We start from the raw sequence: 26,883 nt of genomic DNA on the forward strand, positions 1-26,883 counted from the left end.
GGTTTACTCCTCCTGCTTGTTAGAAAGTTTTGCACGACGCTTAGCCGAGTACTCCACGGCGTACTTGTCCTGCTTGAAAGTTAAGAAACGAATCACGCGCTCGTCGCGGCGGTACTGCGTCTCGAGCGTGTTGATGAGCGAACCCTCACCGGTGAACTCCATGAGGAAATAGAAACCGGTGGTCTTCTTCTGAATAGGGTAGGCGAGCTTCTTGAGGCCCCACGACTCCTTGTTCACAATCTGACCGCCGTTCTCGGTGATGACGCCCTGGAATTTGTCAGCGACCTCCTGTACCTGTGCATCGGACAGTACCGGCGTGACAATGAAAACGGTTTCGTAATTGTTCATGATGCTTGTAATTAAAAATTAATTAGGCTTAAAGCGGGTGCAAAGATAACAAAAAACGGAGACTGTGCAAAGTGCGGCGCCGAAATTTTTTCGTTCGGACGCTGATTTTCCGATATTTCGGGGGCTGTGCAGGGCGCGGATGCCGGCCGGTGTGTGGAAAACGGGTTGCCGGCGCGGGCAGAAGAGGCGCCGGTGCGGGGCGGCAGGTGGGTTGGTGCGGACAGAAGGAAGTGGCCCGGTGCGGCGAGGGGGGCTTACGGACGGTCGGAGGGGGTGGTATGTCGGGGCCTCTTTTGCCTCGATTCGGGTGCGCGGGATGCTCTGTCCGGTGCTTTTGGTTGCACGCCCGGCTTCCGTGTGCCTGCAAACGTCTCCGGGCCGGGCGGCACTCTCCGGGCGACGCAGAGGGTGATTTGGAAATCTTGTCCGCACGCGCTATCTTTGCGGCCGGAACCATTCGTTGAACCATGTATCGCAGAAAGGGACATATCTACTACGGTCGGAGGTGCGTCATTGCGCGTGCCTTCCGGGTCCATGTCCACTGGTTCAGCGGCTTCATCTGACTGACAAGGTTTGTCGCCGGTCCGTTCGGGGGTGCGGCGGCTGATGGGTCGGGCCTTCCGGAGCGAAGCGCCCGCAGCGAGGTGCTGCCTCCCCGTCGCGGGGCCGTCGGCCAAGGTCGGCCGGTCCGTGTCTGAGGAGGACGTGCGCCGGCGTGCTGTACGCAGTTTATAACCTTGAAAATCAGTCAATCCATGTTTACGATTATTCTGTTCCTGATGTCGGGTATCGGCATCGGCTACCTGCTGCGCGGGCGGCGGGTGGTGGCCCTCGCCGGGCGGAGCATCCGCTTCGTCGTGCTGGCGCTGGTCTTTGTCATCGGTTTTTCGACCGGCTCCCACGGGGAGCTTCTCAGTCAGTTCGGTCAGTTCGGCCGTCAGGCCGTCGTCATTGCGGCCCTTGGCATCGCGGGAAGCCTCGTTGCCGCATGGCTGGCGGCGCGGCTTCTCTTCGGGAAAGGAGGTGCGCGATGAAGGAGAATCTGCTCATCTTCGCCTGTCTTGCGCTGGGACTTGCCGCCGGAATGACCGGGACGGCACCCGCTGCGCTGGCTCACCCAGGGCTGCCGCTCGTGCTGCTCTCGGGGCTGGTCTTTCTGGTCGGCATCACGCTCGGCGGCGACCGCGAGGTGCTCGCCTCGCTGCGCGGGTTCCGCTGGCGGATGCTTCTGCTGCCCCTCTTCACCATTGCCGGGACGCTGCTCTTCTCGGGGCTGGCGGTCTTTCTGCTGCGCGACCTCCGGCTGATGGACTGCCTCGCCGTGGGGAGCGGCTTCGGATACTATTCGCTCTCGTCGGTGCTGATTACCAATCTAAAGGGAGGTGCGGCCGACGCTGCGGCGCTGGCCACCGTGGCGCTGCTGGCCAACATCATGCGCGAACTGGTCGCCCTCTTCGGCATTCCGCTCTTCGCCCGCCTGGGCGGACGACTGGCGCCCATCTCCGTGGCGGGCATCAATTCGATGGATGTCTGCCTGCCGATGATTGTCCGCAGTTCGGGCAGCGAGCTCATCCCGCTGGCCGTCCTCCACGGGCTGGCGCTCGAGCTGAGCGTGCCGCTGCTTGTCGGCCTCTTCTGCCGGTAGTGAAGCCGGGCGGGTAACTGTACCGGCATAGCGCAGGAGCGGCCGGCGGAGGGCGGGTCCGCCCGCGGTTGCGGGCCGCCGCGTGAAGCGTTGCGCACGAAAAAAGGGGAGCGTCGCGGTGGCGATGCTCCCCTTTCTGTCGGAGACGTGTCGGCGGGAACGGCCCGGCGACGCCCCCGTTACTTCAGGTTGTCGATGATGGCGGCGATGCGGTCGAAGACCTCGTCCATCGTACCCACGCCGTCGACCGAGGCGTACTTGTTCTGTGCCGTGTAGTAGTCCGAGACGATGGCCGTCTGCTTGTGGTAGACGTCCAGCCGGCCGCGGATGACCTCCTCCGAGGCGTCGTCGGCGCGGCCCGAATCCTTGCCGCGCAGCAGGATGCGCTTGACGAGCTCCTCCTCCGGGACGCGGATGTCAATCATGATGTCCACCTTGAGTCCGTTCTTGGCGAGGATTTTGTCGAACTCCTCGGCCTGGACCGTCGTGCGGGGGAAGCCGTCGAAGATGCACCCCTTGGCGTCGCGGTGCTCGGCCACGTAGTTGGCAATCATGTCGATGACAATCTGGTCGGGGGCCAGCTTGCCGGCCTTGATGTAGGACTCCATGCTGCGTCCCAGCTCGGTGCCGCGGGCAATCTCGCCGCGGATGACCTCGCCCGTCGAGACATGCTCGATGCCGTAGTGTTCCTTGAGGCGCTGGGCCTGGGTGCCCTTGCCGCAGCCCGGCGCGCCGAATAAAACGATGTTTATCATGAATTGAACCGTTTATGTGATTAGCTGGACAAAAATACGCTAATTTTTGTAGATACGCCAAAGATTCGTTAGATTTGTAAAAAAATTTATAATCATGGAGAAGAAACAGCGCACGGAAATCGCAACGCTCGGTCAGTTCGGCCTCATCGACCTGCTGACGCGCGACTTTACCCCCACGAATCCTTCGACGCTCGTGGGTGTGGGCGACGATGCGGCGGTCATCGCGCCGTCGGCCGACGAGGTGGTGCTCTGCACGACCGACTCCTTCTACGAAGGGGTCGATTTCGACCTGACCTACTTCCCGCTCAAGCATCTGGGCTACAAGGTGGTGACGGCCGGCGTGAGCGACATCCTGGCGATGAACGCCCTGCCGCGGCAGCTGACCGTGTCGCTCGGCGTCTCGTCGAAGCTCCCCGTCGAGGCGCTGCAGGACCTCTACGAGGGCATCTCGTTCGCCTGCCGCGAGCAGCACATCGACCTGGTGGGGGGCGACACGCGCGCCTCGATGACGGGGCTCGTCATCACGGTCACGGTGCTCGGTGCGGCGCAGCGTGAGCGGGTGGTCCGCCGCAACGGCGCGCGGCTGCACGACCTGGTCTGCATCACGGGCAATCTCGGCGCAGCCTACATGGGGCTCCGGCTCCTCGAACGCGAGCGGCGCGTGCTGAGCGACGTGAAGAACCCCGAGCCGCGCTTCGGGGGCTACGAATACCTGCTCGAGAAGTACCTCAAGCCGCGTCCCCGCACCGACATCATCGAGGCACTGGCCGAGGAGGGCATCGTCCCCACGTCGATGATTGACCTCTCGGACGGCCTCGCGAGCGATATGCTGCAGCTCTGCCGCGCCTCGAAGTGTGGCGTAAGGCTCTATCTGGAGCGGATTCCCATTGCGCAGCAGACCACGAAGCTCTCCGAGGAGATGCACTCCGACCCGGTGGTGGCGGCGCTGCACGGCGGCGAGGACTACGAACTGCTCTTCACCGTGCCGCTGGCCATGCAGGAGCAGGTGATGCGTATGGGGGGCATCGACGTCATCGGCCACATCACCTCCGAGGAGTCGGGGGCCTGCCTGGTGACGCCCGACGGCTCGAACATCCGCCTGCGCGCCCAGGGCTTCCCCGACGGGGAGATTGAGGCAAAGGGTGCCGCGGGTGCTTCGACCGCTTCGGCCGGTACGGGCTCGGCAGCCACGACCGCCGGCGCCTCTGCGGCGGAAAGCACAGCTGCTTCGGCCCCGGAACAGAAGAAAAAATAGAGCTCTCGGTGTCCGGGGCGGGTCACGGTCCGGACGTTGCACAAGGTAAGAAAGGGATGCTGTCACCCGCAGGTGACAGCATCCCTTTTTATTATATGAGTCCTACGGTTGGCCGACGCGGAGCATTTGAGGCTGTGCGTGCCTTGCCTTGCCGGTGTTCCTGCTCGTGCCCCAACTCCGGCAAAGGGTGGAAAGTTCCCGCCCTTTGTTCCATTTGTGTCCCACGGCTGCGACGAAGGGCAGGCACAGAAACGAAAAGGCTCGACAACCCTGCCCCTCCTCTGTCCGGGTGACTGGGCCCAAACCGGCTTTCCGGAACTGAATCTGCAGCAATTTTTCAGAGTTTTTATCCATTTGATGCTTCAGTGTGCGGGCCTTCGGCACACTCGCGTGATAGCTTTGCCCCTGTAATCCATAAAACGGAACAAGTATGAAACCGAAAGACTTGACGAAAGAGAGCCCGATGAGGCAGCCTGCAGGAGGGCACAGAATGCGTCCGGAGGCTGCGAGGGGGTGGTGTGGCCCATCCTGGGAACAACTCCGACGGGTTTCGTCGGAGCACCCACGGGTGAAAACACCGCTTTGCTCCGTGTGACAGAACACTTGCGGCGCTTTGGCCCGAAAGGATGACTTCGGGCCGGACATTTATCAATTACTCGACATGAAGTGTCTACAATACCCCTTCCGAAGCGTGTTGTTTGAAAAACATTTCCTATCTTTGTGTGTCGCGCAGGCGACGGACATATTTGATGAAAGTGTTTGGCTTTTATCCTTATGCAGAAATCTGGTAAATTTCACTGAATGTAAGGATAGCTGCAACACTCATCATCTGTATTGGTATGTGGGGATGTCATCCCATACTATACAGGTGTGGGGTATTGTATCTGTTTATTTACATTCGGGCTTTACCAGAGCCTCTGCATAGATAAACTAACGACTCCACACTTTCTTTTTGTACAAATCCCGCCATGCAGGAGTCGAATGGCAACAACCAACCTTTGCCGTTATGACCGAAACCTACCGTATCCTCAAGGAGCTGGGCAATGACCAGTTGCGCAGGTACATCTACGAAAACATCGCCGAACCGACCTTCGATTCGCACCGCATCACCAGCCGCTTTCCTCAGGACTTCAGAACGTATTACGAACGGATGTTGAACGCTCTTGCAAGCGAAGGAAACATCCAAGACCCCCATTTTGCCATAGCGAATCAGATTGGGAATTACCTCAGACTAAACAGTCAAGCATTACAAATCGAAAAAATCGGAGACGCAACATCCTCTAACATGAACGGGAAAACTTCTCGCTCTTCTCTTTGGAAAAAGTTGAAATAAACAAAAAATCATATCTCAAATTATGAAACGATTATTATTGCTTTTTACATTGATGCTTTGTTTTTGCTTGCATACCCAAGCCAAAGAACGTACTGTCACTTATAAAATAAAGGCAGGAACATCTACTGCAACTATTATTTGCAAGGGAAATTTCGATAAAGGCATTTTATCTGACGGACCTGTCAAGTTTTATTCTCCCTATATTGCCGACAATGGCGGCATACGTGTAATTCTAGAAGGCACTTATTTGAATTCTGTATTCACTGGCACCATAAAATGCAGAGAAGTAACACTCAAATGTACCGGAGAAATTTATAATAATGAGGATCATACCGTATTAGCAAAATCATCGGCGAATGACTGGACTATCAAATTACAGTTCACTGAAATAATCGGATTTGACTTACCCGTTGTCTCTGCTTTACTGAGGGACCATTCCTTCTATAGTAAAACGATTAAAAATCGTCGAGGTTCAATCAGTCGGGAAGTGGATCTTTCTTGGATAAAATTTTTATATTATTTCAACCGGGAATTTATAAGTTCGGAAAGTGTCCTTCCTATTCAGAATGCAATAATTAAATTCAATAATGGGAATATATACACGGGACCGATTTATCGAGAAAGAGGTACCTGGAAAGTAGGAAAGTTTGGCATCAATTATAATATCTGGAATTCCCCCAAACCATTCAAGATTCAATACAAATGGTCTAATGAGGATGAATTTGAAGGCGACGCATATTGCTTTCGGAATCGCGCAGACCACATTATACCCGTAAATGGAATCATGAGATACCATGACGGGAGTATTGATTCAATGTGGACTATTCGTAGAAGCGCGCAACAAGATTATTCCAGTTTGTTTACCTCAATGACAACTCCTTCTCAACTCCGTGATAAGATACGGGCTCTTGAGGCCCAACAACGAGAAAAAGAGTTAATGGCTCAACGTGAAGCTCAAGAGAAAGAGGCATTACGCAAAAAAGAGCAATTAAGGGAACGTCAGGAACAGCAAGCCGAGGCCCAAAAAAGGGAGCAAACTCTCATCCGCAAATATGGAACCAGATGGGGAAAGGCGCTTGCAACCGGGAAACTCGAACTCGGCATGACCAAACAAATGTGCCAGGAGGTGATCGATATCAAATCATACGACATAGGAAAACACAATTACGCGGGACACATCATTGAAACATGGACATTTAATAAGGATAAACAAGATCTACAAGTAGCAGCTGCCATGTCGAAGCTTTCCGGGGAGGAAGCCGTGGCTTTGGCCATGTTTATCGGCCTTGCCGAAACATTCGGGGCAACGGCTCCCCAATATACGATTCTCACCTTCACCGATGGAAAACTGACAAGCATCTATTGATAAACTATGAAACGAGCATATATCACTCCATTATGCATCATTATAGCAGCACTATGCGGCTACTTCATCTATGAGAGGATTGAACCTACCAGGACAGCAGATTCAAGCGCCATATCACAACCGGCAGCTCCATCTCCGTTGGAGCTGCTGAAAGGACAATTCAAGGAACCGTTAAAAGGGCGACCCTTTCAGGAACTAGTGGACCTAAGTGGATCACTCAATAATATTCTGTTTTGTGACACTTTGGATGCCTCGCAAAGAGCAAAATTTCTGTCACAAATACTGCATAAGGATTATTCCGAAATGATAGCTATGGTTTCAGAAGTTGACCGTTGTATCCTGAAGCGCTGTGATTCTCCCTGCTTTGATGCCATACAGGACTCTATTATCTATTCCTATACCGACGAAACTCTCGACGTATATTGGTATTACGAAATCCAGGGGCAAGATTCTGTTTTAATGTTCAATATGGCTGCATATAAGAGAGACCATCCGGAATTGTATTTTCTCGAAGATCTCACAACGAATGCAAACATGCTGGAATGGGATGCCATGATAACTGCATTTACTGCATCCGCGCAACAATCTCCCCAATTAGACAACTCGATCTACCAAGCAACCTTTAAACAAATCTATGCAATGGGATTTATTGTTGGTTTGAACGATGGGGGTTGGAGCGCACAACAACTTTCCGATTATGCAAAACAAACGGCAGATATGACGCTACAAGAAGTTTTAGGCGAAAACTACCAAAACGATTTGCCAAGGATGGATCTGTTGGGCTTAACCAAACGAATATATAATGCACAAGAATTCTATGATTTAATAACAGGGGATCAAAAGGATTTCGGATTTTTATTTATGATGAAAGGATATGAAGCTGCAATCCGCATACTGGGATGTGATGATATAATTCGAGAAAAATACAACAACAACCAACAAGGAATAATTCAAGAATGCCAAAGACTCTATTCCGTTGTATACTCTTCCTGCCAAAAATAAGCATGTAACATAAGCAAAAAAACTCTTATCATTCCTCGCTTCCCTAAAATCAAAAAAGCAATGCTCTGCAAGGACATTCGGCAGATATGAATCTTTTATTAATTGAAATTTTAAACAAGAAATCATGAAAAAATTATTTTTGCTCCTCATGGGACTAACAGTATGCGTTTCTATTAAAGCCCAAGAAAAGGCAAAAACGATAGATGTTCAAGGATATGCCTTAGTAATAGACAATGCTTTTTATTCTTTCAAAGAGAGTACAAAGGCAATCACTGATCGGAACTCCCGTCAAGAGTTTATCATGCAGTTTTTCTTTACCCAGAAACCCGGTTATCCGATCATGGGCATGGCCAACATCATGGGACAAGGAGTGATCTTTACAGTCCGGAATACAAAGATCGTAAAGGAGCAATCTGCAGATACTGTTGTTTTAGAATGTATCGGATTGGACAATACAACTCCTTTCAACATCATATTTAATTTTGGAGACTACGCCGCAGATTTCTGTTATCCATGGACCTTCACACTAAAATCTCCTGACATGATGTTATCGGCAAGTTTCCGGGACAAAGATGGAATAACATTGGTTTCAGAAGAACCTGAATATAAAGAAGTTTTCAGGGTGTTAAAAAATGAATATAACAAACATTACAATATTAAATGATTCTACGCTTACCGATCGTATATCATTTTGGTCGCGGATAAAACCATAGTTGTAAGTTGTTATCCATCCACCCGCCTCATTCAACTTTTATCCCGACCTTTCTCCGACCTGCCGCATTCGGCAGGTCGTTTTATTAAATCCCAATAGAGCCGGTTCAGGGGCGATTACAGCTTATATAACCCCAAACTCAATAAAAACTATTTACCGTCCAATTGGGGCCAATGTATAGGCTTTCTATTGAAAATTACCAATCCTGCGCCCAAGACAAAACTATCGGCTTTGCATCCGCGTTGCGTATTCATCTTTACTAGGAGTCATTAAAGCACAAACACAATGAAAGACAAAGAAGTAATCAGGCAATATCTCAACTCGGTTTGGGAAACAATGGATAATAATCCGGATTCAATAACACGGGAAGATTTCGACCGCATCTTGAACAACACAACGCGCTGTAGATTAATCTCCTTCAAAGGCAAAATACCAACTTTAACAAAACAGCTCTGCTCGGAATTAGAGATTCTGCACTTTGAAACTATTCTCAACGTAGTTGTAAAGGTAAGCTATCATCCCTCATCAGAAATAAGTTTCGACTATCTTTGCGATCTCTTGAATGTTATTCATGCATCTGCACCAAAAGCAAACATCCTCTGGGGCTGCAGTGCGGATGCAAAAATTGATCAAACTAATTTTTCAATCTTATTGCTAATTAGCTGCTAATCAGACTACTCTACACCTCGTTTATTACAATCTCAAATGTAAATAAGATTGTTAAATCCACATAGATTCATTACCTTTGTAATAACATAATAAATTCACGGAATAAAATTTAACAAATGGGGCATATCAAAATCAACAAAGAATTATTAGAGATCCTAAATGATTATAATCTTTTTATGGAATCCCCTAAATCAACAAGTATGCCTTTGCGGGTCTCCAAAAACAAGAGTAATCATCCGTCGTCACTATATGAAGAGCAAGCCCTAGATTCTGTAAAAGATTTTGGGGAAACAATGATAGATTGTGAGGTTCGGTATAAAAACCCCAATAATTATTCATTTCAGATTCTATCTAACATCTTATCCAATAAAGTTTTAGCAAGATTAGACGAAGGAAATGGGACTCACAGGAATAACTGCAAGGATATCCCCCTTGACCAACAGATGGTCACTACTCCTCATTTTCATAAATATGACACAAATGGCCGTTTTATTGCGTACAAAACAAAAGAATTAGAAATTAAATCTTCTCCATTACCAATACAAGAAGGATTCCAATTGTTTTGTCAAGAAGAAAAAATTACATCCAATAACAATCTCGCAGTATCTATCGAAGTCCAAGAAAATGGAGTTCTCCCATTTGAACCCGACAATGATCCCTTGAATGGAATAGCCTTTTGAATTATGGATAATATATTTGAGACTATAGTACAAGCATATCAATCGCTTTGGCATTTTAAAGATTATGGCAACACACTAGAAATTATCACACCTGTGGCCACTGTAAATAATATGTTTGTTTCTATTTTTATAACTAAAAGAGGTGATAATTATATTGCCACAGATGGAGGTTGGATTGATGCAGGGTTATATGAATGCGAAATAAACTGGAAAGCTAATGTCTTCAACAAAATTGGAGCCTTTTATTTGGAGAGCTTCGAAATACAACGGATCTATGTAAAAGAAAGGACTTTCTATTATAAACGTATAGATCAATTGGAATTGCTTCCTAATATTGTTTTTGATCTAGCTAATTTTGTTAATGCTATTGTTAGCTCTGCAAATATTCAATTTGTATCGGATCGAGTTGATATGACCTTCAAAAAAGAAGTTAGAGGATATCTAAGACGAGAGTTTGGAGTAGATCGATTTGAATATGACAAACCATTATCTGACAATATGACCATCCGATTTAATGCTATTGAACGAAATCATAGAGGGGTAAATTTAATAAATTTTGTCTCCGGATCTAACTCAAGCTACTATGCAAGTTCATTATGTCGTTCTAACATGAATTTTCAATTAATATTACCTCTACGAGATAGATATTCAATTCAAAATACTGTAACACTTCTCGATGATCGGAAACGAAGCATCATAGAATCACCCCAAGTCCAAACTTACTATGATTACCTCATAGACAATCAAAACGATAAAAACAAAGTAATATTATGGAGCCAAAAGGCCGATCTAGCACAAGCTATATAGATTTGCATATACTGTTTGAAATCTTCAGATAGCACTCGTCCATGTTCCATTTATGTTCCACGGCAGCAGCGAAGGGCTGGTGCAAAAACGAAAAAGGCTCGACAATCAGTTGATTGTCAAGCCTTTTCTTCAGTCGGGGTGACTGGATTCGAACCAGCGACCACACGCCCCCCAGACGTGTACTCTAACCGGACTGAGCTACGCCCCGATTCCTGTTCCCTCACCCGCGGCCCGCTTCCGGAGAAGCATTTACCTCGTGTTTGGGACTGCAAATATAGTGTATTTTTTTCAAAACAACACTTTTTCGCAATATTTTTTTCTATTTTTGTGCGATATGAAACGATTTTTCCTCGTCGGGCTGCTCTGGATGGCCCTTGCGGCCGTCGGCTGCCGCGATTCAAGACCCTTCGCCGTGGAGGATTTCACGGTCGAGCGCTACACGCCCCGCTATGCGTCGGGCTTCGATATCCGCAGCCGCGAGGGGAGTGTCAGCTCGCTCATAACGGTCCGCAACCCCTGGCAGGGCGGCTCGGGCGAGGTGCAGTACCTCTACGTCGTGCGTGACGGCGAGCCGGTGCCGGCCGGATTCCCGGGGCAGGTGGTCGAGGCGCCCGTACGGCGGGTCGTCTGCATGTCGTCGAGCCATGTGGCGATGTTCGACCTGCTGGGCGAGGTGGAGCGCATCGTCGGGGTCTCGGGCATCGACTACATTGCCAACGACTATGTCGCCGCCCACAAGCTCTGCGGCGAGGTGCGCGACGTGGGTTACGACTCGAACCTGAACTTCGAGCTGCTGGTGGCCATGCGCGTCGACCTGGTGCTGCTCTACGGCGTGGCGGGCGAGGATACGGCCGTGACGAACAAGCTCCGCGAGCTGGGGATTCCCTATATATATATTGGTGACTACGTCGAGGAGTCGCCGCTGGGCAAGGCCGAATGGGTGATGGTCATCGCCGAGCTGACCGACCGCATGGAGCAGGGGTGCTCCCTCTTCGATGCCACCTGTGCCCGCTACGAGGCGCTGCGCGACGGAGTTAAGCCCGGGCAGCGTCCCCGCGTGATGCTCAACACCCCCTACCGCGACACGTGGTACCTTCCCTCGGCCGACAGCTACATGGTGCGCCTCATCGAGGATGCCGGCGGCGCCTACGTCTGCCCCGAGGCGCGGGGCAACGCCTCGCATGCGGTCGAAATCGAGCAGGCCTACCTGCTGACCAACTCGGCCGACTACTGGCTCAACACCGGGGCGGCCAACTCGCTGCAGGAGCTCGTGCGGCAGAATCCGCGCTTCGCCTCGGTGCCGGCCGTCCGCAACGGCCGCGTCTTCAACAACAACCGCCGCCAGACACCCGCCGGAGGCTCCGACTTCTGGGAGTCGGGCGTCGTCCATCCCGACCGCGTGCTGGCCGACCTGATTCGGATTTTCGAGGGGCGGAGCGATTCGCTCTGGTACTACAAAAAGCTGGAATAGCCCATGTCGCGCACCTCGCTCTGCTTCCTGCTGCTCGGCCTCTTGACGCTGGCGCTGCTTGTGGCCGACCTCTTTGTCGGCTCGGTGCGGCTTCCGGCGTCGGACGTCGTGGCCGCCTTCACGGGGAGCGACTGCCCCGCCGAATCGCGCTATATCGTGCTGAACATCCGTCTGCTGAAGGCCATTACGGCGCTCTTTGCCGGTGCGGCCCTCTCGGCGAGCGGCCTGCAGATGCAGACGCTCTTCCGCAATCCGCTGGCGGGTCCCTACGTGCTGGGCGTCAGCTCGGGCGCCAGCCTGGGCGTGGCGCTCTTCCTGCTGGGGGCGCCGCTGCTGGGTGTGGCCAACCACTCGCTGGTGCAGTCGCTCGGACTGACCGGTGCGGCGTGGCTCGGCTCGGCGCTGGTGCTGCTGGCCGTCATGGCCGTCGGGCGCCGCATCAAGGACATCATGGTGATTCTGATTCTGGGCATGATGTTCGGCTCGGGCATCGGCTCGGTGGTCGAAATCCTGCAGTACCTCTCGAACGAGGCGGCGCTCAAGTCGTTCGTCATCTGGACCATGGGGTCGCTCGGCGACGTCACGGCCTCGCAGCTCGGGCTGCTGCTGCCGCCCGTCATCGTGGGTCTGCTCCTCTCGGTGGCCTCCATCAAACCGCTCAACATGCTGCTGCTGGGCGAGAACTACGCCCGCACGATGGGGCTCAACATCGTCCGCGTGCGGACGATGCTCTTCCTCTCGACGGTGCTGCTGGCCGGTACGGTCACCGCCTTCTGCGGTCCGGTGGGCTTCATCGGCCTGGCGGTGCCCCATTTGGCGCGGATGCTCTTCGCGGCGGCCGACCATCGCGTGCTGATGCCCGCCTCGATGCTGGCAGGCTCGGCGCTGCTGCTCCTCTGCGACCTGCTCTCGAAGAGCCTGACGCTGCCCATCAACACCGTCACCGCCATGATGGGCATCCCGGTGGTGATACTGGTCGTCGTACGCAACCGCAACCTCTTTTGACATTGACCCGACCATGAGCATAGAACTTCGACATCTGGGCATCGGCTACGGCCGGCGGACGCTGCTCGACGACGTCTCGACCACCTTTGCGCAGGGTAGCCTCACGGCGCTGCTGGGGCGCAACGGCAGCGGCAAGAGTACGCTGCTGCGGGCGCTGGCCGGACTGGGGCCCGTCGCCTCGGGCGAGGTGCTCCTCTGCGGGCGGCCGCTCGTGCAGCTCTCACCCCTGGAGCGGGCCTCGACCGTCAGCTTCGTGACCACCGACAAGGTGCGCATTGCCAACCTCGCGTGCGAGGATGTGGTGGCGCTGGGCCGCGCCCCCTATACCAACTGGTTCGGCCGCATGCAGCGCGGCGACCGCGAGACGGTGGCCCGCGCCCTCGAACTGGTGGGGATGAGCTCCTTCGCCCGCAAGACGATGGACGCCATGTCCGACGGCGAGTGCCAGCGGATTCTCATCGCCCGGGCCCTGGCGCAGGATACCCCCGTCATCCTGCTCGACGAGCCGACGGCCTTCCTCGACCTGCCCAACCGCTACGAGCTCTGCACGCTGCTGCAGCGGCTCGCCCGCGAGGAGGGCAAGTGCGTCCTCTTCTCGACGCACGACCTCGACATCGCCCTCTCGCTCTGCGATTCGGTGGCGCTCATCGACACGCCGCACCTGCACCACCTGCCCACGCGGGAGATGGTCCGCAGCGGCCACATCGAGCGTCTCTTCTCGGGCGGAGGCATCACCTTTGACCCTGTGAGCCAGACGGTTCGACCCGCCGAAAAGGGGTAGGGCGATAATTTTCAGCGGTTTTTTTTGTTTGCTTCGCTTTTTTGTTTACCTTTGCACCGCTAAAGCCCCTTCTCGGAGCGGTGCGATAGCGGTAAGGCCCATTCGTCTATCGGTTAGGACGCAAGATTTTCATTCTTGAAAGAGGAGTTCGATTCTCCTATGGGCTACGAGCTTGGCGCGAGACGTGCCGGTGGAGACGTTGGGGGGGGAGGAATGAACCCCCGGTTCTCCGAAGGTGCGGCGAACGCTGACGGGTGTTTTTAGTTCAGGAGCGGACCCTCGGGTCCATCCGCAAGCGGCTACGGCCGCTGAGTGCCGCCGGCATCCGGAGCGCGGCGGTGAAACGTAAAACCGGAAAGAGGGGTCGGAAACGTGCCGACAGCATGTGGCGCGGGTCGAAAGCCTCCCGTTTCTGCGGAGCTCCGGAGAGCGAAAGAGGAACAACAAAAATTTAAGTTATGGCAAACCATAAGTCTTCGAAGAAGCGTATCCGTCAGACCCTGACGAAGCGTACGCACAACCGTCTTTACCACAAGACGGCCCGCAATGCCGTGAAGGCCCTGCGCAACACCACCGAGAAGAGCGCCGCCGAGGCCCTTCTGCCGAAGGTAACCGCGATGCTCGACAAGCTCGCCAAGCACAACATCATGCACAAGAACAAGGCCGGCAACCTCAAGAGCGCGCTTCAGCTCCATGTGAACGCCCTCTAAGCCGGTTCGAGCATAGAGACGACAGCCGTCCCCAACGCGGGGACGGCTGTTTTTTTGTGCCGCTTCGAGGCGCTTGGGCGGGGCCGGTGCCGGTTGCGGAGGTTGAGGTGCTTGTGCGGGTAGTGCCGGTTGCGGAAGATGGGCCGGTTGTGGCGAAGCGGGAAGTGCAGCGGGGCGCGGCGTACGGCCTTTGAATCCGCGCTGCGGCGGTGGGGCGGAAGGCTCGTTTGTCGGCGGGCGGAGGCTCGTCTGTCGGGGGGGGAGGAGGCTGAAACGGCGTGCGGCCCTTGAATCGATTGCGGCGTGGGTCGGGAGATTCGGTTGTTGACGGGCGGAGGCCGGGCTGTGTGGCTGTCGGCAGCCTCTTGCTGCGGCGGGCGGTGCAGAGACCTGGCGTGGGATGGGGCAGGTGTCGGGCGCAGCGTGCGTTGAGGCTTCCGAGCCGGCATGCCCGTACCGACGCAAAAAAAAGGTCTCCTCGCTTTGAGGAGACCTCTTCGGGTGGAAGAAGGGGCTCGAACCCTCGGCCTTCGGAACCACAATCCGACGCTCTAACCAACTGAGCTACATCCACCGTGTGACCGTCTTCGGGTCTTTCGGAGTGCAAATGTAATACGTTTTTTCGGTCCATGCAACAAAAGTGCGAAAAAAATAATCGCCCGTGACAAAATGTCAGTCGCGACTGTAGCTTTGTCACCCTTTTCCTGCCAAAATCCGCTTGGCACAGCTCTTGTTGAAGTCTGTCACGCATTCGTTTTGCACGAAACTACGAACAAACAACATAAAAAACATAGAACTATGAACGTAAAACCATTATCGGACCGTGTGCTGATTCTCCCGAATCCCGCGGAGGAGAAGACTGCAGGTGGACTGATTATCCCCGACACGGCAAAGGAGAAACCGCTGGCTGGCAAGGTCATTGCCGTCGGTCCCGGTACGAAGGACGTGCAGATGGAGGTAAAGGTCGGTGACCAGGTGCTCTACGGCAAGTATGCCGGACAGGAGATTCAAATCGACGGCGTCGATTACCTCATGATGAAACAGAACGACATTTTAGCGATTATCTAAGACTATGGCAAAGGAGATTAAATATAACGTTGAGGCGCGCGAGCTTCTCAAGGAGGGCGTCGACGCGCTGTCGAACGCAGTGAAGGTGACGCTGGGCCCGAAGGGTCGCAACGTGATTATCGACAAGAAATTCGGTGCGCCGCAGATTACCAAGGACGGCGTGACGGTCGCCAAGGAGGTGGAGCTCGAGGATGCTTTTGCCAACATGGGCGCCCAGATGGTCCGCGAGGTTGCCTCGAAGACCAACGACGACGCGGGTGACGGTACGACCACCGCAACGGTGCTGGCTCAGTCCATCATCGGCGTGGGTCTGAAGAACGTCACGGCGGGTGCAAACCCCATGGACCTCAAGCGCGGTATCGACAAGGCCGTTTCGGTGGTTGTCGACTCGCTGCGCAAGCAGAGCCAGACGGTCGGCACCGATATCGCCAAGATTGAGCAGGTAGCCACCATTTCGGCCAACAACGACCACTACATCGGCAAGCTGATTGCCGAGGCGATGGCCAAGGTCAACAAGGAGGGTGTCATCACCGTCGAGGAGGCCAAGGGCACCGATACCCACGTAGAGGTGGTCGAGGGTATGCAGTTCGACCGCGGTTACATCTCGGCCTACTTCATTACCGACCCCGAGAAGATGGAGGCACAGCTCGACAAGCCCTACATCCTGATTACCGACAAGAAGATTTCGACGATGAAGGAGCTCATGGGCATCCTGGAGCCGGTGGCTCAGAGCGGACGCTCGCTGCTCATCATCGCCGAGGATGTCGACGGCGAGGCGCTGTCGGCCCTGGTGGTCAACAAGCTGCGCGGTACGCTGAAGATTGCCGCCTGCAAGGCGCCGGGCTTCGGTGACCGCCGCAAGGAGATGCTCGAGGATATCGCCATCCTGACGGGTGCCACGGTCATCTCGACCGACAAGGGCATGAAGATGGAGGATGCCGACCTCTCGATGCTGGGTACGGCCGACAAGGTGACGCTCAACAAGGAGAACACCACCATTGTCGACGGTGCAGGCAAGAAGGAGGCCATTGCAGCCCGTGTGGCCCAGATTCGCGCCTCGATTGAGAAGGCTACGTCGGACTACGACAAGGAGAAGCTGCAGGAGCGTCTGGCCAAGCTCGCCGGCGGTGTGGCTGTCCTCTACGTGGGCGCTACGACCGAGGTCGAGATGAAGGAGAAGAAGGACCGCGTCGACGATGCGCTGGCTGCTACGCGTGCCGCCGTCGAGGAGGGTATCGTTCCGGGTGGCGGCGTTGCCTACATCCGCGCTACGGCCGCTCTCGAGGGTCTGAAGGGCGACAACGAGGACCAGACGACCGGTATCAACATCGTAAAGCGTGCCATCGAGGAGCCGCTGCGCCAGATTGTCGCCAACGCCGGCGGCGAGGGCTCGGTGGTTGTCAACAAGGTGCGTGAGGGCGAGGGAGCCTTCGGCTACAACGCCCGCGACGACCGCTACGAGGACCTGCTCAAGGCCGGTATCATCGACCCGACGAAGGTATCGCGCGTGGCTCTGGAGAACGCCGCATCGATTGCGTCGATGTTCCTCACCACGGAGTGCGTGCTGGCCGAGAAGAAGGCCGAGCAGCCTGCACCTGCAATGCCCGCCGGCGGCATGGGCGGCATGATGTAACAGTCGGCCGCTGCCGCAGGACAGCATATACGGAAAACCGGGACACCCCAGCGGGGTGCCCCGGTTTTTTTGTGCCCGTTTGTTTGCGGGAGGGGAGTCGGATGCGGCGGTCGGGGCTGCCCCCCGCCGGACGGAGGGATCAGAGCCCGCCGTCGACGACCCAGCTCCGCTGCGGGTTGTCGTTGCGCAGCGCCAGGTGGAGCTCCTCGGTAGAGCCGTCTGCCATTTGCAGCCGGCAGGGAATGAAGAGGCCGGGGTAGTTGCCCGAGCGGACCGGGGCCGAGCACTCCACCACAGTAGCTCCGGCGTAGCGGCTGCGGAGCAGCTGGCGGGCCCGGGCGCCGTATGCCGAGAGCGCCTCGTCGAGAATCTCGGTGTCCCACGTTGCGAAGGCGTCGAGAATCAGCCGTGCCGCCCGGCCGGCGTCGATGCCCGCAAGGCGGGAGGTCGCCGCCTCGGGTTGGGTCAGCTCCCTCCAGGTGATGCCCTCGGGAAGTGCGGTGAGCGTTGCGGCGTCGAGCGGGGCGTCGTACTCGATGCGGTCAATCTCGAGCAGCGTCCGTTCCCTTCCGTCGGCCGCGAGGAAGGTGATGCTTCCACCCAGCAGCCGTCCGCTTGCGGCGTCGAAGCGGTATTCGCGGCGCGTGTCGCTCTCGGCGACGGAGGAGTTGCGCATGTAGTCGCTCTGGCTGAAATCGCCCTGTGCCGGGCTGTGGACCGTCAGGCGGAGGGTATCCCCCTCGCGGCGCAGCGTGTAGCGCGAGCCGTCGTGCGAGCGGGTGAGCTGCTCCTCGAACGAGAGCAGCTGGCCGGGGTCGATTAGCTGGAAGAGCATCCCCGCAACGCCGGGCGAGTAGGGGAGCACCTCGCCCTCACGCAGTGCGTCGAACCAGAGGTAGGTGTGCTTCCCGTCGTAGAGCGCCTTGCGGCCCGGTTTCTCGATGCGCCAGAGCAGCTGCGGGGAGTAGATGGCCTCGATGGTGTGGGGCACCGGCTCGTCGAGCGGGTTGGTGTAGTCGAAGTTTTCGTCGGCGTCGGTGCGGATGTGCAGCTCGATGCGGATACTCCGCACGCCGTTCATTGCGACGATGGCCTGTGCAAAGTTGTTGCGCGCGGCGCGTGCCGGGGTGTTGAAGCCGAGGGTGAGGGCTGCGACGACAAGGACCGCGGCGGCCATCGCCCCCGAGAGGATGCCGACGATGCGGCGTACGGGGCGGCGGGGTTGGCCGGATGCGGCGGCCTCATTGCGGTCGGCGGCCGCGGCAGGTTCGGCGATGGCGGATGCGGCCAGTCCGGGTTCGCTTCCCTGCTCGGCCAGTCGTCGGCGGGCGGCTTCCAGAATCCGTTCGCGGAGACCTGCGGGCGGGGTAATTTCGATGTGGGGGGTTGCGGCGTCGAGCGCCCGTCGGGCGTCGCGAAGGGCGGCGGCGCAGGCTTCGCACGCGGCTGCGTGCTCCTCCATGCTGCGGCGCTCAGCGTCGGAGAGGGTGCCGGCGAGCAGTTCGTCCAGCTGCTCGCGGAAGCGGCGGCACGTCATGGTCTTATCGGTTTTCATGGTTTTCGGATTTTTTTGGAAGGGTTTTACAGGAGGGTTTTCAGTCGCTCGATGCCGTAGTGGAAGCGCGACTTGACGGTCGAAGCGGGCAGCTCGAGCGTCTCGGCGATTTCGGTGAAGCGCATCGAGGCGAAGGTGTGCAGGCGGATGACCTCGGCCTGTTCGGCCGGCAGGCGGTCGAGCAGGGTGCCAAGCCGCCGGGCCTCGGCTTCGAGCATGTGCTCCTCGCTCGGGTCATCTTCGAGTGTCGGCGGGAGCGGCTCGGAGGGGCGGCGCCGGCGCAGCAGGTCGTTGCAGCCGTTGGCCACCATGCGGAAGAGGTAGGCTTTGGCGTTGCGGACGGGTGTCGTGGCGGTGGCGAATCGGAGAAAGGCCTCCTGAACGACATCCTCGGCGTCGCTGCGGGAGGCGCACCTCAGTGCCGCGAAGCGGAAGAGCGCCTCGCTCCAGCGCTCCGCGGCATCCTCGAGCAGCGCCATCCGCTCCTCTTCGGTGAAGGTTGGGGTTGTGTTCATTGATTTCAGTCTGTTTTTGTGTTCGAACGCGCGTTCACTTATAAGACGTCGCAAGGCGAAAAAGGACGAATCGCCGGCCGAAAAAAATTGCCGGCAGGGCCCCCACGTACCTCTGCTGCCGGTCGCTCCCTTTTCTGCTGCCTCTTATTCGTCCTCTCCGTCTCTCTGCCTCTCCGTCTCTCTGCCTCTCCGTCTCTCCGTCTCTCCGTCTCCCGGGGCCGCTCCCCGGCTCTTCCGCTTTTCCCCCTTCTCTGTTTTCCGATGTCCCTCTCCTCTTCCCTTCGGGCCTTCGCCCTTTGTTCCGATGCGGCCTCTTGTGGCTTTGCGCCCCTATCAAGGAAAAGGCCCCGGAAGCTGCGGCTTCCGAGGCCTTTTGGGTGAAGAGCTCGTGTCGGCGGGACCGCAGGCGGTCCCTTGGGGTATCTGTTGTTGGCGGCGGGAGCTTCAGTTTTCATTCTTTTCCCCCCCCCTCTCCGGCCGGCGGTGCGTCAGAAGAGCGTCTGGCTCTCGTCGCCGCGCGAGCGTGCGGGGCGCTCCGGCTGGCCGAGCAGGATGCGGGCCTGCGAGAGGGCCGCGTCGGTGATGCGGCTGCCCGAGAGCATCTTGGCGATTTCGGTCGTCCGCTCCTCGGCCGTCAGCCGCGTGATGGAGGTGCGTCCGTCGCGTTTGTAGACCACGAAGTGGGTCTGGCCCTTTGAGGCGACCTGCGGCAGGTGGGTGATGTCGACCACCTGCATCGTCTCGGCCAGCGAGGCGATGATTTCGCCCATTGCATCGGCAATCCGTCCCGAGACGCCCGTGTCGATTTCGTCGAAGATGATGGTCGGCAGCTGCATGCGCCGCGCCAGCATCGCCTTGAGGGCCAGCATGACGCGCGAAAGCTCACCGCCCGAGGCGATGCGCTCGACGGCCTGGGGCGTCATGGCGCGGTTGGCCGAGAAGAGGTAGGTCACCGTGTCGCGCCCCGAGGGGGTGAGCTCCTGCGTCGGCTCCAGCGCCACGCGGAAGGTCGTGTCGGGCATGCCGAGCCGCGCGAGCGTCGCACAAATCTCCTTGCCGAAGGCCGGCGAGGCCTTCTCGCGGGCCTTGTGGAGCCGCTCGGCCAGCTTCTCGGCCTGCTCCGTGGCCCGGGCGAGCTCCTCACGGCAGGCCGTGAGCTCCTCGTCGCCGTGGTCGATGGCCGCCAGACGGGCCAGGTAGCCGTCGCGGATGGTGATGAGCTCCTCGACCGTGGCGGCATGGTGCTTCTGCGTGAGCGAGTAGAGCGTGTCGAGGCGCGCGGAGAGTTGCTGCAGCCGCTCGGGGTCGGTGTCGAGCCGTTCGCTCTCGTCCGCCGCCGAGGCGTCGATGTCCTTCAGCTCCTCCAGCACAGAGCGGAGCCGGTCGGCGTAGTCGCCCGCCTGGGGGTAGTGGTCGCGCAGGCGGTTGAGTTCGCTCTCGGTATTCTTGAGCTGGGCGAGCACCCCCGTCTCGTCGTCGTCGAAACGGTTGCGCAGCGTGGTGAGCGTCTCGCCAATCTGGTCGGCATGCTCCAGCACGGCGAGCTGCTCCTCCAGCACGGCCTGCTCGCCTTCGCGCAGGTTGGCCGCCGTGAGCTCCTCGCTCTGGAAGCGGAGCCACTCCTCGTCGCGGCGCCCCTCGGCCGCAGCCTTCTCGAGGGCGGAGAGACGGCGGCGCAGCTCGCTCTGGCGGGCGTAGGCGGCGCCGTATTCGGCCCGCAGCGCGGCGTCGTCCGCCACGGTGTCGAGCGCCGAGGTGCGGAACTCCTCCGAGGAGAGAATCAGGTTCTGGTGCTGCGAGTGGATGTCGATGAGCTGCGTGCCCAGCTCGCGCAGCTGCGTGAGCGACACGGGCATGTCGTTGACGAAGGCGCGGCTCTTGCCCGCCGGCGTGATGACGCGCGTGAGGGTGCACTGCTCCTCGTAGTCGAGCTCGTTGCGCTCGAAGAGGGGGCGCAGGTCACGGCCCGTGAGGTCGAAGAGCCCCTCGACCTTGCAGTTGCGGGTCGTATCCTTGATGGCCGCACCGTCGTTCTTGGCGCCGAGCAGCAGCCCGAGTGCGCCGAGCAGGATGGACTTGCCGGCGCCCGTTTCGCCGGTGATGATGTTCAGATGCGGGTCCAGCTCGAGTTCGAGCTTCTCGATGAGCGCGTAGTTCTCGACCGAAAGTCGGCGTAACATGGCGATTGAGGTGTTTATGACGTTTGTCGGGTCGGGCCCTGCGGGGCGAAGCCCGGGGCCCGGGGCAGCGACGGCCCCTTCGTGAGAAGGAGCCGCCCGTCTGTTATTTCAGCAATTTTTCGATTCGGTCGACGATGCGGCCCGCGACCTCGCGTTTGGTGAGCAGCGGCAGCGGTTCGCGTCCCGTCCGGTCGATGAAGGTCACCTTGTTGGTGTCGCCGCGGAAGCCGGCCCCGGCGTCGCGCAGCGAGTTGAGGACGATGAAGTCGAAGTGCTTGCGCGCGAGCTTCTGCTCGGCGTGCGCCTCCTCGTCATCGGTCTCCAGCGCAAAGCCCACCAGCATCCGCCCCTCCTTGCGGGCGCCCAGCTCGGCAGCGATGTCGTGCGTGCGGCGCAGGCGGATGACCAGCTCGCCGTCACCCTTGCGGAGCTTGGTCGCGGAGACCTGCTCGGGGGTGTAGTCGGCCACGGCGGCGCACATCACGGCGCCGTCGCATGCGGCGAAGGCCTCTGTGGCGGCGCGGTACATCTCCTCGGCCGAGAGGACGTCGACGCGCTCCACCCCTTCGGGGCAGGCGAGTGCCGTGCGGCCGCTGACGAGCGTCACGCGGGCGCCTCGCGCCGCCAGCTCGCCGGCAATGGCGTAGCCCATCTTGCCCGACGAGTGGTTCGAGATGAAGCGCACCGGGTCGATGGCCTCGATGGTGGCTCCCGCCGTGACGAGGAAGTGCCGCCCCTCGAGGCTCTTCGCCGTGGGGGCAAGCAGCCGCGTCACCGCCTCGACGATGTGCTCCGGCTCGGCCAGACGCCCCTTGCCCGTAAGTCCGCTCGCCAACTCGCCGGCCTCGGGTTCGACGACCCGTACGCCGCGGCTGCGCAGCGTCGCGAGGTTGGCCTGCGTGGCGGGGTGGGCGAACATGTCGAGGTCCATGGCCGGGGCGACGACCACCGGGCAGCGCGCCGAGAGGTAGGTCGTCAGCAGCAGGTTGTCCGCCACGCCCGTGGCCATCTTGGCCAGCGTGTTGGCCGTAGCGGGGGCGATGAGGTAGCAGTCGGCCCACTCGCCCAGCGAGACGTGCGAGTTCCAGGCGCCGTTCTCGGGGTCGAAGAACTCGACCAGAATCGGGTTCTTCGCGAGGGTGGCCATCGTCAGCGGGGTGATGAACTGCTTGGCCAGCGGCGTCATCACCACGCGCACTTCGGCGCCGGCCGTCTTCAATAAACGACAGAGCACAGCCGCCTTGTAGGCAGCTATGCTTCCCGTAATGCCCAGCAGTATGTGGCGCCCCTGCAGCGAGGGGCACGTCGTATGCCGTGAATCCATCGTCGACAGCCCGCTCAGGCCTCCTTCGTGGTCGGCTTCTCCTCCTTGCCGCTCTCCTTGGCCTCCTTGCCGTCCTTGCCGCCCATGCGGTAGTAGAGCTCTCCGTCGAGGAACTCCTCGGTGGCGATGATGGTCGGTTTGGGCAACCGCTCGTAATAGCGGGAGATTTCGATTTGCTCGCGGTTTTCGAACGTCTCCTCCAGAGTGGCATCCGTCGGCGAGGAGAAGTCGGCCAGCTTGCGGCTGAGCTCGTTCTTCAGCTCGGTCGAAATCTGATTGGCGCGGCGGGCGATGATGTTAATCGACTCGTAAACGTTGCCCGTTTCGCGGTCGAAGTCCACCAGTTTCCTCGTGATGGTGTTGTTGGGAATGTTTTTCTTAATCTCCATGACTATATGTTGTTGTCTTTCTTGTTCCGGTCCAGATAATCCTTGGCGTGCTTGGCCATGCGCTCCAGCTCGCGGATGTGCTTCGATTCGGGGAACTCCTCCTTGAAGGAGAGGTACGAGTCAAGCATCGAGAGGTAGCGGTCCGTCTGCTTCTCCTCAATCGAGTTGCTGGCGTAGCGGTAGCTTGCGTCGACAATCAGGTACATGATTTCCTCGCGGTGCGTGCTTTCGGGATACTTCTTCAGGGCGTTTTTCAGCGCGACGATGGCCGAGTTGTACTTGCCGATTTTGTAATAGGTGTAGGCGTTCAGATAGGCCTTGTCGTGCAGCCGCTGGGTGAGCTCCTCGTTGATGCTCTTGAAGTTCTCCACCTGTTTGCTGTCGGGGTAGCGCGACATGAACTCGTTGACGGCGATGATGGCCTGGCTGGTCATCGTCTGGTCGCGTGAGGGACCCGGCGCGAGGTAGTAGTAGCAGAGGGCGAACATACCCTCGGCATCCTCGATGAAGACGCTGCGGCCGAACTTGCGGCGGAAGTCGTCAAAGAGCAGCGAGGCGGTTTCGTAGTCGCGGTTCTTGTACTTGCAGCGGGCGTTGAAGAAGGAGATGCTGTCCTCGCGCGTGGTGCCCGAGTAGTAGGGCAGCGCCCCCTCGAAGAGGGTCGAGGCGCGCGTCCACTTCTCCTTGGCGTAGTATTCGAGCGCCTTGTCGTACATGACGTCGGGCTTGCCGCTCTTGAGAATCGAGCTGACGCCGGCGCAGCCCGTGAAGAGGGTCGCCAGCAGCAGGCCGGCAGCAATGAGTGAGAGAGTGTGCTTCATCGAAAGGTCGTTTACGGCGCTTTAACGCGCAAAGTTACATATAAATTAACGAACCGCCAAAAAAATTATTGCCTCCACGCATTGGGACGGGGACTGCGGCGTGCTTCCTGGTCGGATGGTGGGGGCTGCGGTGGTTAGAACGGAGGCTCTGCGGGGCGGTGGTTGCTGCCGTTCCCCGGAAACGGTCCGGGAACAGGCGGTGTGTTTCTTGGTTGGAGGGAACAGGCTGCGGCGGGGCGGCGAGCTTCTCTTTCGGGGAGAAGCCGGGTTCGAACGGAGGCTCTGCGGGGCGGTAGTTGCTGCCGTTCCCCGGAAACGGTCCGGGAACAGGCGGTGTGTTTCTTGGTTGGAGGGAACAGGCTGCGGCGGGACGGCGGGCTTCTCTTTCGGGGAGAGGCGGGTTCGGACACGTTTCCCGTCGCCACCGCTATTCGCTGCTATCGCCCGCTGCTTGCGTTTCCGCTCCTCGCCGCCTGCCTCCCCGCTGCCTGTCATCATCTCATCATCCGCTGTTGCCTGCACCCCCGCCGCTTCTCACCCGCCGCACCAGCTGCCAGCCACCCCGCCGCCTGTGTCCCCGCCGCCTGTGTCCCCGCCGCCTGCTACCTCCGCCACCGCTGCTTGCCACCCCTGTCGCTGTCTGCCTCCCCGCTGCCTGTCGCTTTTCCCCGCCTGTTATCACCCGCCGCCTGCCGCCCGCTACCTCCGCCACCGCTGCTTGCCACCCCTGTCGCTGTCTGTCTCCCCGCTGCCTGTCGCTTTTCCCCGCCTGTTATCACCTGCCGCCTGCCGCCCGCTACCTCCGCCGCTGTCTGCGTCCCCGCTTCTGCCTGCCGTCCCGCCGCTTCTCACCAGCCGCACCCGCTGCCTGCCATTTCCGCCGCCATGCGCCGGCCGGGCGGACAGATGGGCTGCGGCGGCACCCCGCGTGGTCGGTCGGGGCGCGATGCGTCGCCGGCGAGAAGTTCTGCGAAATAATTTGGAAAATCGGAAAATCCTTCCTATCTTTGTTTCGGTTAAGTATAGGGGTTCTGGCCTTTCGAGGCCGGGATTCTTGTTTTTTATTGGATTATCATTCTTATGGCAAAAGAGATTATCTATCTGACGGCGGAAGGGTACAAGAAGCTCAAGGACGAGCTTGACCACATGCGTTCCGTCGAACGTCCGGCGATTTCGGCCGCAATTGCCGAGGCACGCGACAAGGGCGACCTTTCGGAGAATGCGGAGTACGATGCGGCGCGTGAGGCACAGGGTCTGCTCGAGATGCGGATTGCCAAGCTGGAGGATACGCTGGCCAATGCGCGCGTCATCGACGAGTCGAAAATCGACAAGAGCAAGGTGCAGATTCTGAGCAAGGTGACGCTGCTGAACCACAACAACGGCAAGCAGGTGGTCTATACGATTGTCGCCGAGCACGAGGCCAATCTGCGCGAAGGCAAGCTGGCCATCGGTACGCCGATTGCCAAGGCGCTGCTCGGCCACAAGAAGGGCGACACGGTCGATGTCGTCGTTCCGGCCGGGACGATTCATTTCGAGATACTCGACATCAGCATCTGATGCCTCGCATGTAGCTCGGAACGGTTCGCCGCCGCCGCTTTCGGACCAGCCGATACATACAGTCTTCCCCGTGGGGAAGACTTCCTGCAGGACCGCTCTTCGGGCGGCCCTTTTTGTGTGTATAGGGGTGCAGGTGGATGAGTGCGGATGTTGGGTTGGCGGGGCGGTCGGTTGCACCCGGTACGGGGCGACGCTGTAGAGGGGCGGTTGGGTGCGGCCGGAGCGAGGTGGCAGCGTTGGTGTGGGGGCGGTATCGGGACAGCCGTGTTGACGGGCGGCCGGTTCCGCACGCGTTTCTGTGCGGTCCCCTCCCGTTCTCGTTTGTAGAAAAAGAGAAGACCGCACCCCTTGGGGAATGCGGTCTTCTATATGAAACAGAGAGACGGGTGCGGAACGGTCCGAATACCTCATCGGGGCGTTTCCGCTCCCGGTGCAATTCTGTTGCCGCCCTTGTTTTGCAACTCCTCCCGGGTATTGCGGTGCTCTTTTTCGGGTACAGCCTCAGCACTCTTTTGGGGGAGGGCTGCGCTCAGAATGGAACGGCTACTCGGCGCGGGAGGGGAGAGATGGGGACACCACACCCCGGCGCCCGCGATTCGGGGCGTTTTCGACACCTTGCGGCGCATTGTTCCGAAAGGGGAGAGGGGAGGCGCCTGCCGGCGCCCGTCGCTAACCAATCAGCTCCTCGTACTGGGCGGGGGTGAGCAGCTTGTCGTACTCCTCGGGGGCCGACATGCGGACCTTGACGAGCCAGCCTTCACCGAAGGCGTCCTTGTTGACGATGGAGGGGTCGGCGTCGACGGCCTCGTTGAACTCGAGCACCTCGCCCGAGACGGGAAGGTAGGCGTCGCTGACGGTCTTCACGGCCTCAATCGAGCCGAACACCTCGCCGGCGGCGAGCGTCTCGCCTACGGTCGGCACGTCTACGAAGACGATGTCGCCCAGCTGGCTCTGTGCGAAATCCGTGATGCCGATAACGGCAACGTCACCCTCGACGCGGCACCACTCGTGGTCGTTCGAGTATTTCAGATTGGTAGGTACATTCATGGTATTACGAGCTTTGTGTTGTGAATTTTCCAATGCAAATATAGCAGTTATTTCGGGATGGGCAAGGGTTTTGTTATTTTTTTAACACCCTTGGCCCTCCTTCGGGGCGCACATGGGGGCGGCAGCGGCCGAGCTCTTCCCTTGCGCAACGGTGCCGCACGACCGGGGCGGCGGGCTGTCGTCCCTCCAGAGCCAACGTCCGCAGCGGAGCGGTATCTTCCGGCCGGTGCATCCTGCGCTCCGGCCCGCGCATCC

The 26,883-nt window shown here is 58.1% G+C and carries 26 protein-coding genes and 3 tRNA genes; 18 read left to right on the forward strand and 11 right to left on the reverse strand.

The annotated features are described in order from the left end of the window. Window positions 1–3: 3 nt before the first annotated feature. Window positions 4–348 (reverse strand): 30S ribosomal protein S6, encoded by a 345-nt coding sequence (gene rpsF, locus B5F90_RS00655; RefSeq protein ID WP_087359958.1) that lies wholly within the window; start codon window positions 346–348, stop codon window positions 4–6. A gap of 755 nt (window positions 349–1,103) precedes the next feature. On the opposite strand from rpsF, the gene B5F90_RS00660 reads away from it, so the two are divergent. Together B5F90_RS00660 and B5F90_RS00665 are read left to right on the forward strand one after the other, a co-directional pair. Then, window positions 1,104–1,382: a LysO family transporter gene (locus B5F90_RS00660; RefSeq protein WP_087359961.1), complete on the forward strand. Its 279-nt coding sequence runs from the start codon at window positions 1,104–1,106 to the stop codon at window positions 1,380–1,382. Beyond that, window positions 1,379–1,993, forward strand: a complete 615-nt coding sequence (locus B5F90_RS00665) for a lysine exporter LysO family protein (RefSeq protein ID WP_087359964.1) — start codon at window positions 1,379–1,381, stop codon at window positions 1,991–1,993. The genes B5F90_RS00660 and B5F90_RS00665 overlap by 4 nt, the downstream gene beginning before the upstream one ends. 179 nt (window positions 1,994–2,172) lie before the next feature. On the opposite strand, the gene B5F90_RS00670 is transcribed toward B5F90_RS00665, so the two are convergent. Then, on the reverse strand, window positions 2,173–2,748 hold the full coding sequence (locus B5F90_RS00670) for an adenylate kinase (RefSeq protein WP_087359968.1): 576 nt from the start codon (window positions 2,746–2,748) through the stop codon (window positions 2,173–2,175). A 94-nt stretch (window positions 2,749–2,842) separates the two neighbouring features. On the opposite strand from B5F90_RS00670, the gene thiL reads away from it, so the two are divergent. From thiL to B5F90_RS10755, 8 genes are all read left to right on the forward strand, one after another. Continuing rightward, window positions 2,843–4,003, forward strand: a complete 1,161-nt coding sequence (gene thiL, locus B5F90_RS00675; RefSeq protein WP_087359970.1) for a thiamine-phosphate kinase — start codon at window positions 2,843–2,845, stop codon at window positions 4,001–4,003. Window positions 4,004–5,009: 1,006 nt separating this feature from the next. Next, window positions 5,010–5,336 (forward strand): hypothetical protein, encoded by a 327-nt coding sequence (locus tag B5F90_RS00680; RefSeq protein ID WP_087359973.1) that lies wholly within the window; start codon window positions 5,010–5,012, stop codon window positions 5,334–5,336. Window positions 5,337–5,358: 22 nt separating this feature from the next. Next, complete coding sequence (locus B5F90_RS10745) at window positions 5,359–6,702, forward strand: hypothetical protein (protein ID WP_143256067.1); 1,344 nt, start codon at window positions 5,359–5,361, stop codon at window positions 6,700–6,702. Window positions 6,703–6,708: 6 nt separating this feature from the next. Continuing rightward, window positions 6,709–7,704, forward strand: coding sequence for a hypothetical protein (locus tag B5F90_RS00690; RefSeq protein WP_143256068.1), 996 nt, complete (start codon window positions 6,709–6,711; stop codon window positions 7,702–7,704). Between the two features lie 124 nt (window positions 7,705–7,828). Next, the gene (locus tag B5F90_RS00695) at window positions 7,829–8,368 is read left to right on the forward strand and encodes a hypothetical protein (RefSeq protein WP_087359981.1); all 540 of its coding nucleotides are present in this window, start codon (window positions 7,829–7,831) and stop codon (window positions 8,366–8,368) included. 333 nt (window positions 8,369–8,701) lie between these two features. Beyond that, entirely contained in the window at window positions 8,702–9,085 is a 384-nt protein-coding gene (locus B5F90_RS00700) for a hypothetical protein (protein WP_087359984.1), read from the forward strand. Window positions 9,086–9,201: 116 nt separating this feature from the next. Then, window positions 9,202–9,765: a hypothetical protein gene (locus B5F90_RS10750; RefSeq protein WP_143256069.1), complete on the forward strand. Its 564-nt coding sequence runs from the start codon at window positions 9,202–9,204 to the stop codon at window positions 9,763–9,765. Between the two features lie 3 nt (window positions 9,766–9,768). Beyond that, window positions 9,769–10,572, forward strand: coding sequence for a hypothetical protein (locus B5F90_RS10755; protein WP_143256070.1), 804 nt, complete (start codon window positions 9,769–9,771; stop codon window positions 10,570–10,572). Window positions 10,573–10,705: 133 nt separating this feature from the next. Here B5F90_RS10755 and B5F90_RS00710 read toward each other — a convergent pair. Next, window positions 10,706–10,780 (reverse strand) — tRNA-Pro (locus tag B5F90_RS00710). Between the two features lie 126 nt (window positions 10,781–10,906). Between B5F90_RS00710 and B5F90_RS00715 the strand changes: the two genes are divergently transcribed. The 5 genes from B5F90_RS00715 to rpsT all read left to right on the forward strand — a co-directional run bounded on the left by B5F90_RS00715 (window position 10,907) and on the right by rpsT (window position 14,539). Continuing rightward, entirely contained in the window at window positions 10,907–12,043 is a 1,137-nt protein-coding gene (locus B5F90_RS00715) for an ABC transporter substrate-binding protein (RefSeq protein ID WP_087359990.1), read from the forward strand. A gap of 3 nt (window positions 12,044–12,046) precedes the next feature. After that, entirely contained in the window at window positions 12,047–13,048 is a 1,002-nt protein-coding gene (locus tag B5F90_RS00720) for an iron ABC transporter permease (RefSeq protein WP_087359993.1), read from the forward strand. Window positions 13,049–13,061: 13 nt separating this feature from the next. Next, a complete protein-coding gene (locus tag B5F90_RS00725; protein WP_087359996.1) occupies window positions 13,062–13,829 on the forward strand; it encodes an ABC transporter ATP-binding protein in 768 nt (255 codons plus the stop codon). Window positions 13,830–13,924: 95 nt separating this feature from the next. After that, window positions 13,925–13,996 (forward strand) — tRNA-Glu (locus B5F90_RS00730). 291 nt (window positions 13,997–14,287) lie between these two features. Beyond that, a complete protein-coding gene (rpsT, locus tag B5F90_RS00735) occupies window positions 14,288–14,539 on the forward strand; it encodes a 30S ribosomal protein S20 (protein WP_087359999.1) in 252 nt (83 codons plus the stop codon). A gap of 499 nt (window positions 14,540–15,038) precedes the next feature. Here the strand turns inward: rpsT and B5F90_RS00740 are convergent. Then, window positions 15,039–15,114, reverse strand: a tRNA-His gene (locus B5F90_RS00740). A 223-nt stretch (window positions 15,115–15,337) separates the two neighbouring features. Here B5F90_RS00740 and B5F90_RS00745 point away from each other — a divergent pair. Both B5F90_RS00745 and groL read left to right on the forward strand, forming a co-directional pair. Continuing rightward, on the forward strand, window positions 15,338–15,607 hold the full coding sequence (locus B5F90_RS00745; protein WP_087360002.1) for a co-chaperone GroES: 270 nt from the start codon (window positions 15,338–15,340) through the stop codon (window positions 15,605–15,607). 4 nt (window positions 15,608–15,611) lie between these two features. Beyond that, entirely contained in the window at window positions 15,612–17,240 is a 1,629-nt protein-coding gene (gene groL / locus B5F90_RS00750) for a chaperonin GroEL (RefSeq protein ID WP_087360005.1), read from the forward strand. A 139-nt stretch (window positions 17,241–17,379) separates the two neighbouring features. Here the strand turns inward: groL and B5F90_RS00755 are convergent, their stop codons facing one another. The 6 genes from B5F90_RS00755 to bamD form a co-directional block, all read right to left on the reverse strand. Next, complete coding sequence (locus B5F90_RS00755) at window positions 17,380–18,795, reverse strand: zf-HC2 domain-containing protein (protein WP_087360008.1); 1,416 nt, start codon at window positions 18,793–18,795, stop codon at window positions 17,380–17,382. A gap of 26 nt (window positions 18,796–18,821) precedes the next feature. Continuing rightward, complete coding sequence (locus B5F90_RS00760; protein ID WP_087360011.1) at window positions 18,822–19,310, reverse strand: sigma-70 family RNA polymerase sigma factor; 489 nt, start codon at window positions 19,308–19,310, stop codon at window positions 18,822–18,824. Window positions 19,311–19,798: 488 nt separating this feature from the next. After that, entirely contained in the window at window positions 19,799–21,490 is a 1,692-nt protein-coding gene (recN, locus tag B5F90_RS00765; RefSeq protein WP_087360014.1) for a DNA repair protein RecN, read from the reverse strand. A 103-nt stretch (window positions 21,491–21,593) separates the two neighbouring features. Next, on the reverse strand, window positions 21,594–22,814 hold the full coding sequence (coaBC, locus tag B5F90_RS00770) for a bifunctional phosphopantothenoylcysteine decarboxylase/phosphopantothenate--cysteine ligase CoaBC (protein WP_087360017.1): 1,221 nt from the start codon (window positions 22,812–22,814) through the stop codon (window positions 21,594–21,596). 14 nt (window positions 22,815–22,828) lie between these two features. Next, on the reverse strand, window positions 22,829–23,203 hold the full coding sequence (locus B5F90_RS00775) for a DNA-directed RNA polymerase subunit omega (RefSeq protein ID WP_087360020.1): 375 nt from the start codon (window positions 23,201–23,203) through the stop codon (window positions 22,829–22,831). Between the two features lie 2 nt (window positions 23,204–23,205). Then, window positions 23,206–24,024: an outer membrane protein assembly factor BamD gene (gene bamD / locus B5F90_RS00780; RefSeq protein WP_087360023.1), complete on the reverse strand. Its 819-nt coding sequence runs from the start codon at window positions 24,022–24,024 to the stop codon at window positions 23,206–23,208. 1,080 nt (window positions 24,025–25,104) lie between these two features. Here bamD and greA point away from each other — a divergent pair. Further along, window positions 25,105–25,581, forward strand: coding sequence for a transcription elongation factor GreA (gene greA / locus B5F90_RS00785; RefSeq protein ID WP_087360025.1), 477 nt, complete (start codon window positions 25,105–25,107; stop codon window positions 25,579–25,581). A 669-nt stretch (window positions 25,582–26,250) separates the two neighbouring features. Here the strand turns inward: greA and gcvH are convergent. Next, window positions 26,251–26,628 (reverse strand): glycine cleavage system protein GcvH, encoded by a 378-nt coding sequence (gene gcvH, locus B5F90_RS00790; protein ID WP_087360028.1) that lies wholly within the window; start codon window positions 26,626–26,628, stop codon window positions 26,251–26,253. Window positions 26,629–26,883: the final 255 nt, after the last annotated feature.

It is taken from the genome of Alistipes sp. An31A (assembly GCF_002159425.1).
GTDB classification, from domain to species: domain Bacteria; phylum Bacteroidota; class Bacteroidia; order Bacteroidales; family Rikenellaceae; genus Alistipes; species Alistipes excrementigallinarum.

What these genes read in the sequence shown, in the direction of transcription:
- coaBC (WP_087360017.1), bottom strand. Translation starts at nt 22,814, where the DNA reads ATGGATTCACGGCATACGACGTGCCCCTCGCTGCAGGGGCGCCACATA.
- bamD (WP_087360023.1), bottom strand. Translation starts at nt 24,024, where the DNA reads ATGAAGCACACTCTCTCACTCATTGCTGCCGGCCTGCTGCTGGCGACC.
- B5F90_RS00690 (WP_143256068.1), top strand. Translation starts at nt 6,709, where the DNA reads ATGAAACGAGCATATATCACTCCATTATGCATCATTATAGCAGCACTA.
- recN (WP_087360014.1), bottom strand. Translation starts at nt 21,490, where the DNA reads ATGTTACGCCGACTTTCGGTCGAGAACTACGCGCTCATCGAGAAGCTC.
- thiL (WP_087359970.1), top strand. Translation starts at nt 2,843, where the DNA reads ATGGAGAAGAAACAGCGCACGGAAATCGCAACGCTCGGTCAGTTCGGC.
- B5F90_RS10755 (WP_143256070.1), top strand. Translation starts at nt 9,769, where the DNA reads ATGGATAATATATTTGAGACTATAGTACAAGCATATCAATCGCTTTGG.
- B5F90_RS00725 (WP_087359996.1), top strand. Translation starts at nt 13,062, where the DNA reads ATGAGCATAGAACTTCGACATCTGGGCATCGGCTACGGCCGGCGGACG.
- B5F90_RS00660 (WP_087359961.1), top strand. Translation starts at nt 1,104, where the DNA reads ATGTTTACGATTATTCTGTTCCTGATGTCGGGTATCGGCATCGGCTAC.
- rpsF (WP_087359958.1), bottom strand. Translation starts at nt 348, where the DNA reads ATGAACAATTACGAAACCGTTTTCATTGTCACGCCGGTACTGTCCGAT.
- rpsT (WP_087359999.1), top strand. Translation starts at nt 14,288, where the DNA reads ATGGCAAACCATAAGTCTTCGAAGAAGCGTATCCGTCAGACCCTGACG.
- B5F90_RS00745 (WP_087360002.1), top strand. Translation starts at nt 15,338, where the DNA reads ATGAACGTAAAACCATTATCGGACCGTGTGCTGATTCTCCCGAATCCC.
- B5F90_RS10745 (WP_143256067.1), top strand. Translation starts at nt 5,359, where the DNA reads ATGAAACGATTATTATTGCTTTTTACATTGATGCTTTGTTTTTGCTTG.
- groL (WP_087360005.1), top strand. Translation starts at nt 15,612, where the DNA reads ATGGCAAAGGAGATTAAATATAACGTTGAGGCGCGCGAGCTTCTCAAG.
- B5F90_RS00670 (WP_087359968.1), bottom strand. Translation starts at nt 2,748, where the DNA reads ATGATAAACATCGTTTTATTCGGCGCGCCGGGCTGCGGCAAGGGCACC.
- B5F90_RS00695 (WP_087359981.1), top strand. Translation starts at nt 7,829, where the DNA reads ATGAAAAAATTATTTTTGCTCCTCATGGGACTAACAGTATGCGTTTCT.
- B5F90_RS00700 (WP_087359984.1), top strand. Translation starts at nt 8,702, where the DNA reads ATGAAAGACAAAGAAGTAATCAGGCAATATCTCAACTCGGTTTGGGAA.
- B5F90_RS00760 (WP_087360011.1), bottom strand. Translation starts at nt 19,310, where the DNA reads ATGAACACAACCCCAACCTTCACCGAAGAGGAGCGGATGGCGCTGCTC.
- greA (WP_087360025.1), top strand. Translation starts at nt 25,105, where the DNA reads ATGGCAAAAGAGATTATCTATCTGACGGCGGAAGGGTACAAGAAGCTC.
- B5F90_RS00775 (WP_087360020.1), bottom strand. Translation starts at nt 23,203, where the DNA reads ATGGAGATTAAGAAAAACATTCCCAACAACACCATCACGAGGAAACTG.
- B5F90_RS10750 (WP_143256069.1), top strand. Translation starts at nt 9,202, where the DNA reads ATGGGGCATATCAAAATCAACAAAGAATTATTAGAGATCCTAAATGAT.
- gcvH (WP_087360028.1), bottom strand. Translation starts at nt 26,628, where the DNA reads ATGAATGTACCTACCAATCTGAAATACTCGAACGACCACGAGTGGTGC.
- B5F90_RS00755 (WP_087360008.1), bottom strand. Translation starts at nt 18,795, where the DNA reads ATGAAAACCGATAAGACCATGACGTGCCGCCGCTTCCGCGAGCAGCTG.
- B5F90_RS00680 (WP_087359973.1), top strand. Translation starts at nt 5,010, where the DNA reads ATGACCGAAACCTACCGTATCCTCAAGGAGCTGGGCAATGACCAGTTG.
- B5F90_RS00665 (WP_087359964.1), top strand. Translation starts at nt 1,379, where the DNA reads ATGAAGGAGAATCTGCTCATCTTCGCCTGTCTTGCGCTGGGACTTGCC.
- B5F90_RS00720 (WP_087359993.1), top strand. Translation starts at nt 12,047, where the DNA reads ATGTCGCGCACCTCGCTCTGCTTCCTGCTGCTCGGCCTCTTGACGCTG.
- B5F90_RS00715 (WP_087359990.1), top strand. Translation starts at nt 10,907, where the DNA reads ATGAAACGATTTTTCCTCGTCGGGCTGCTCTGGATGGCCCTTGCGGCC.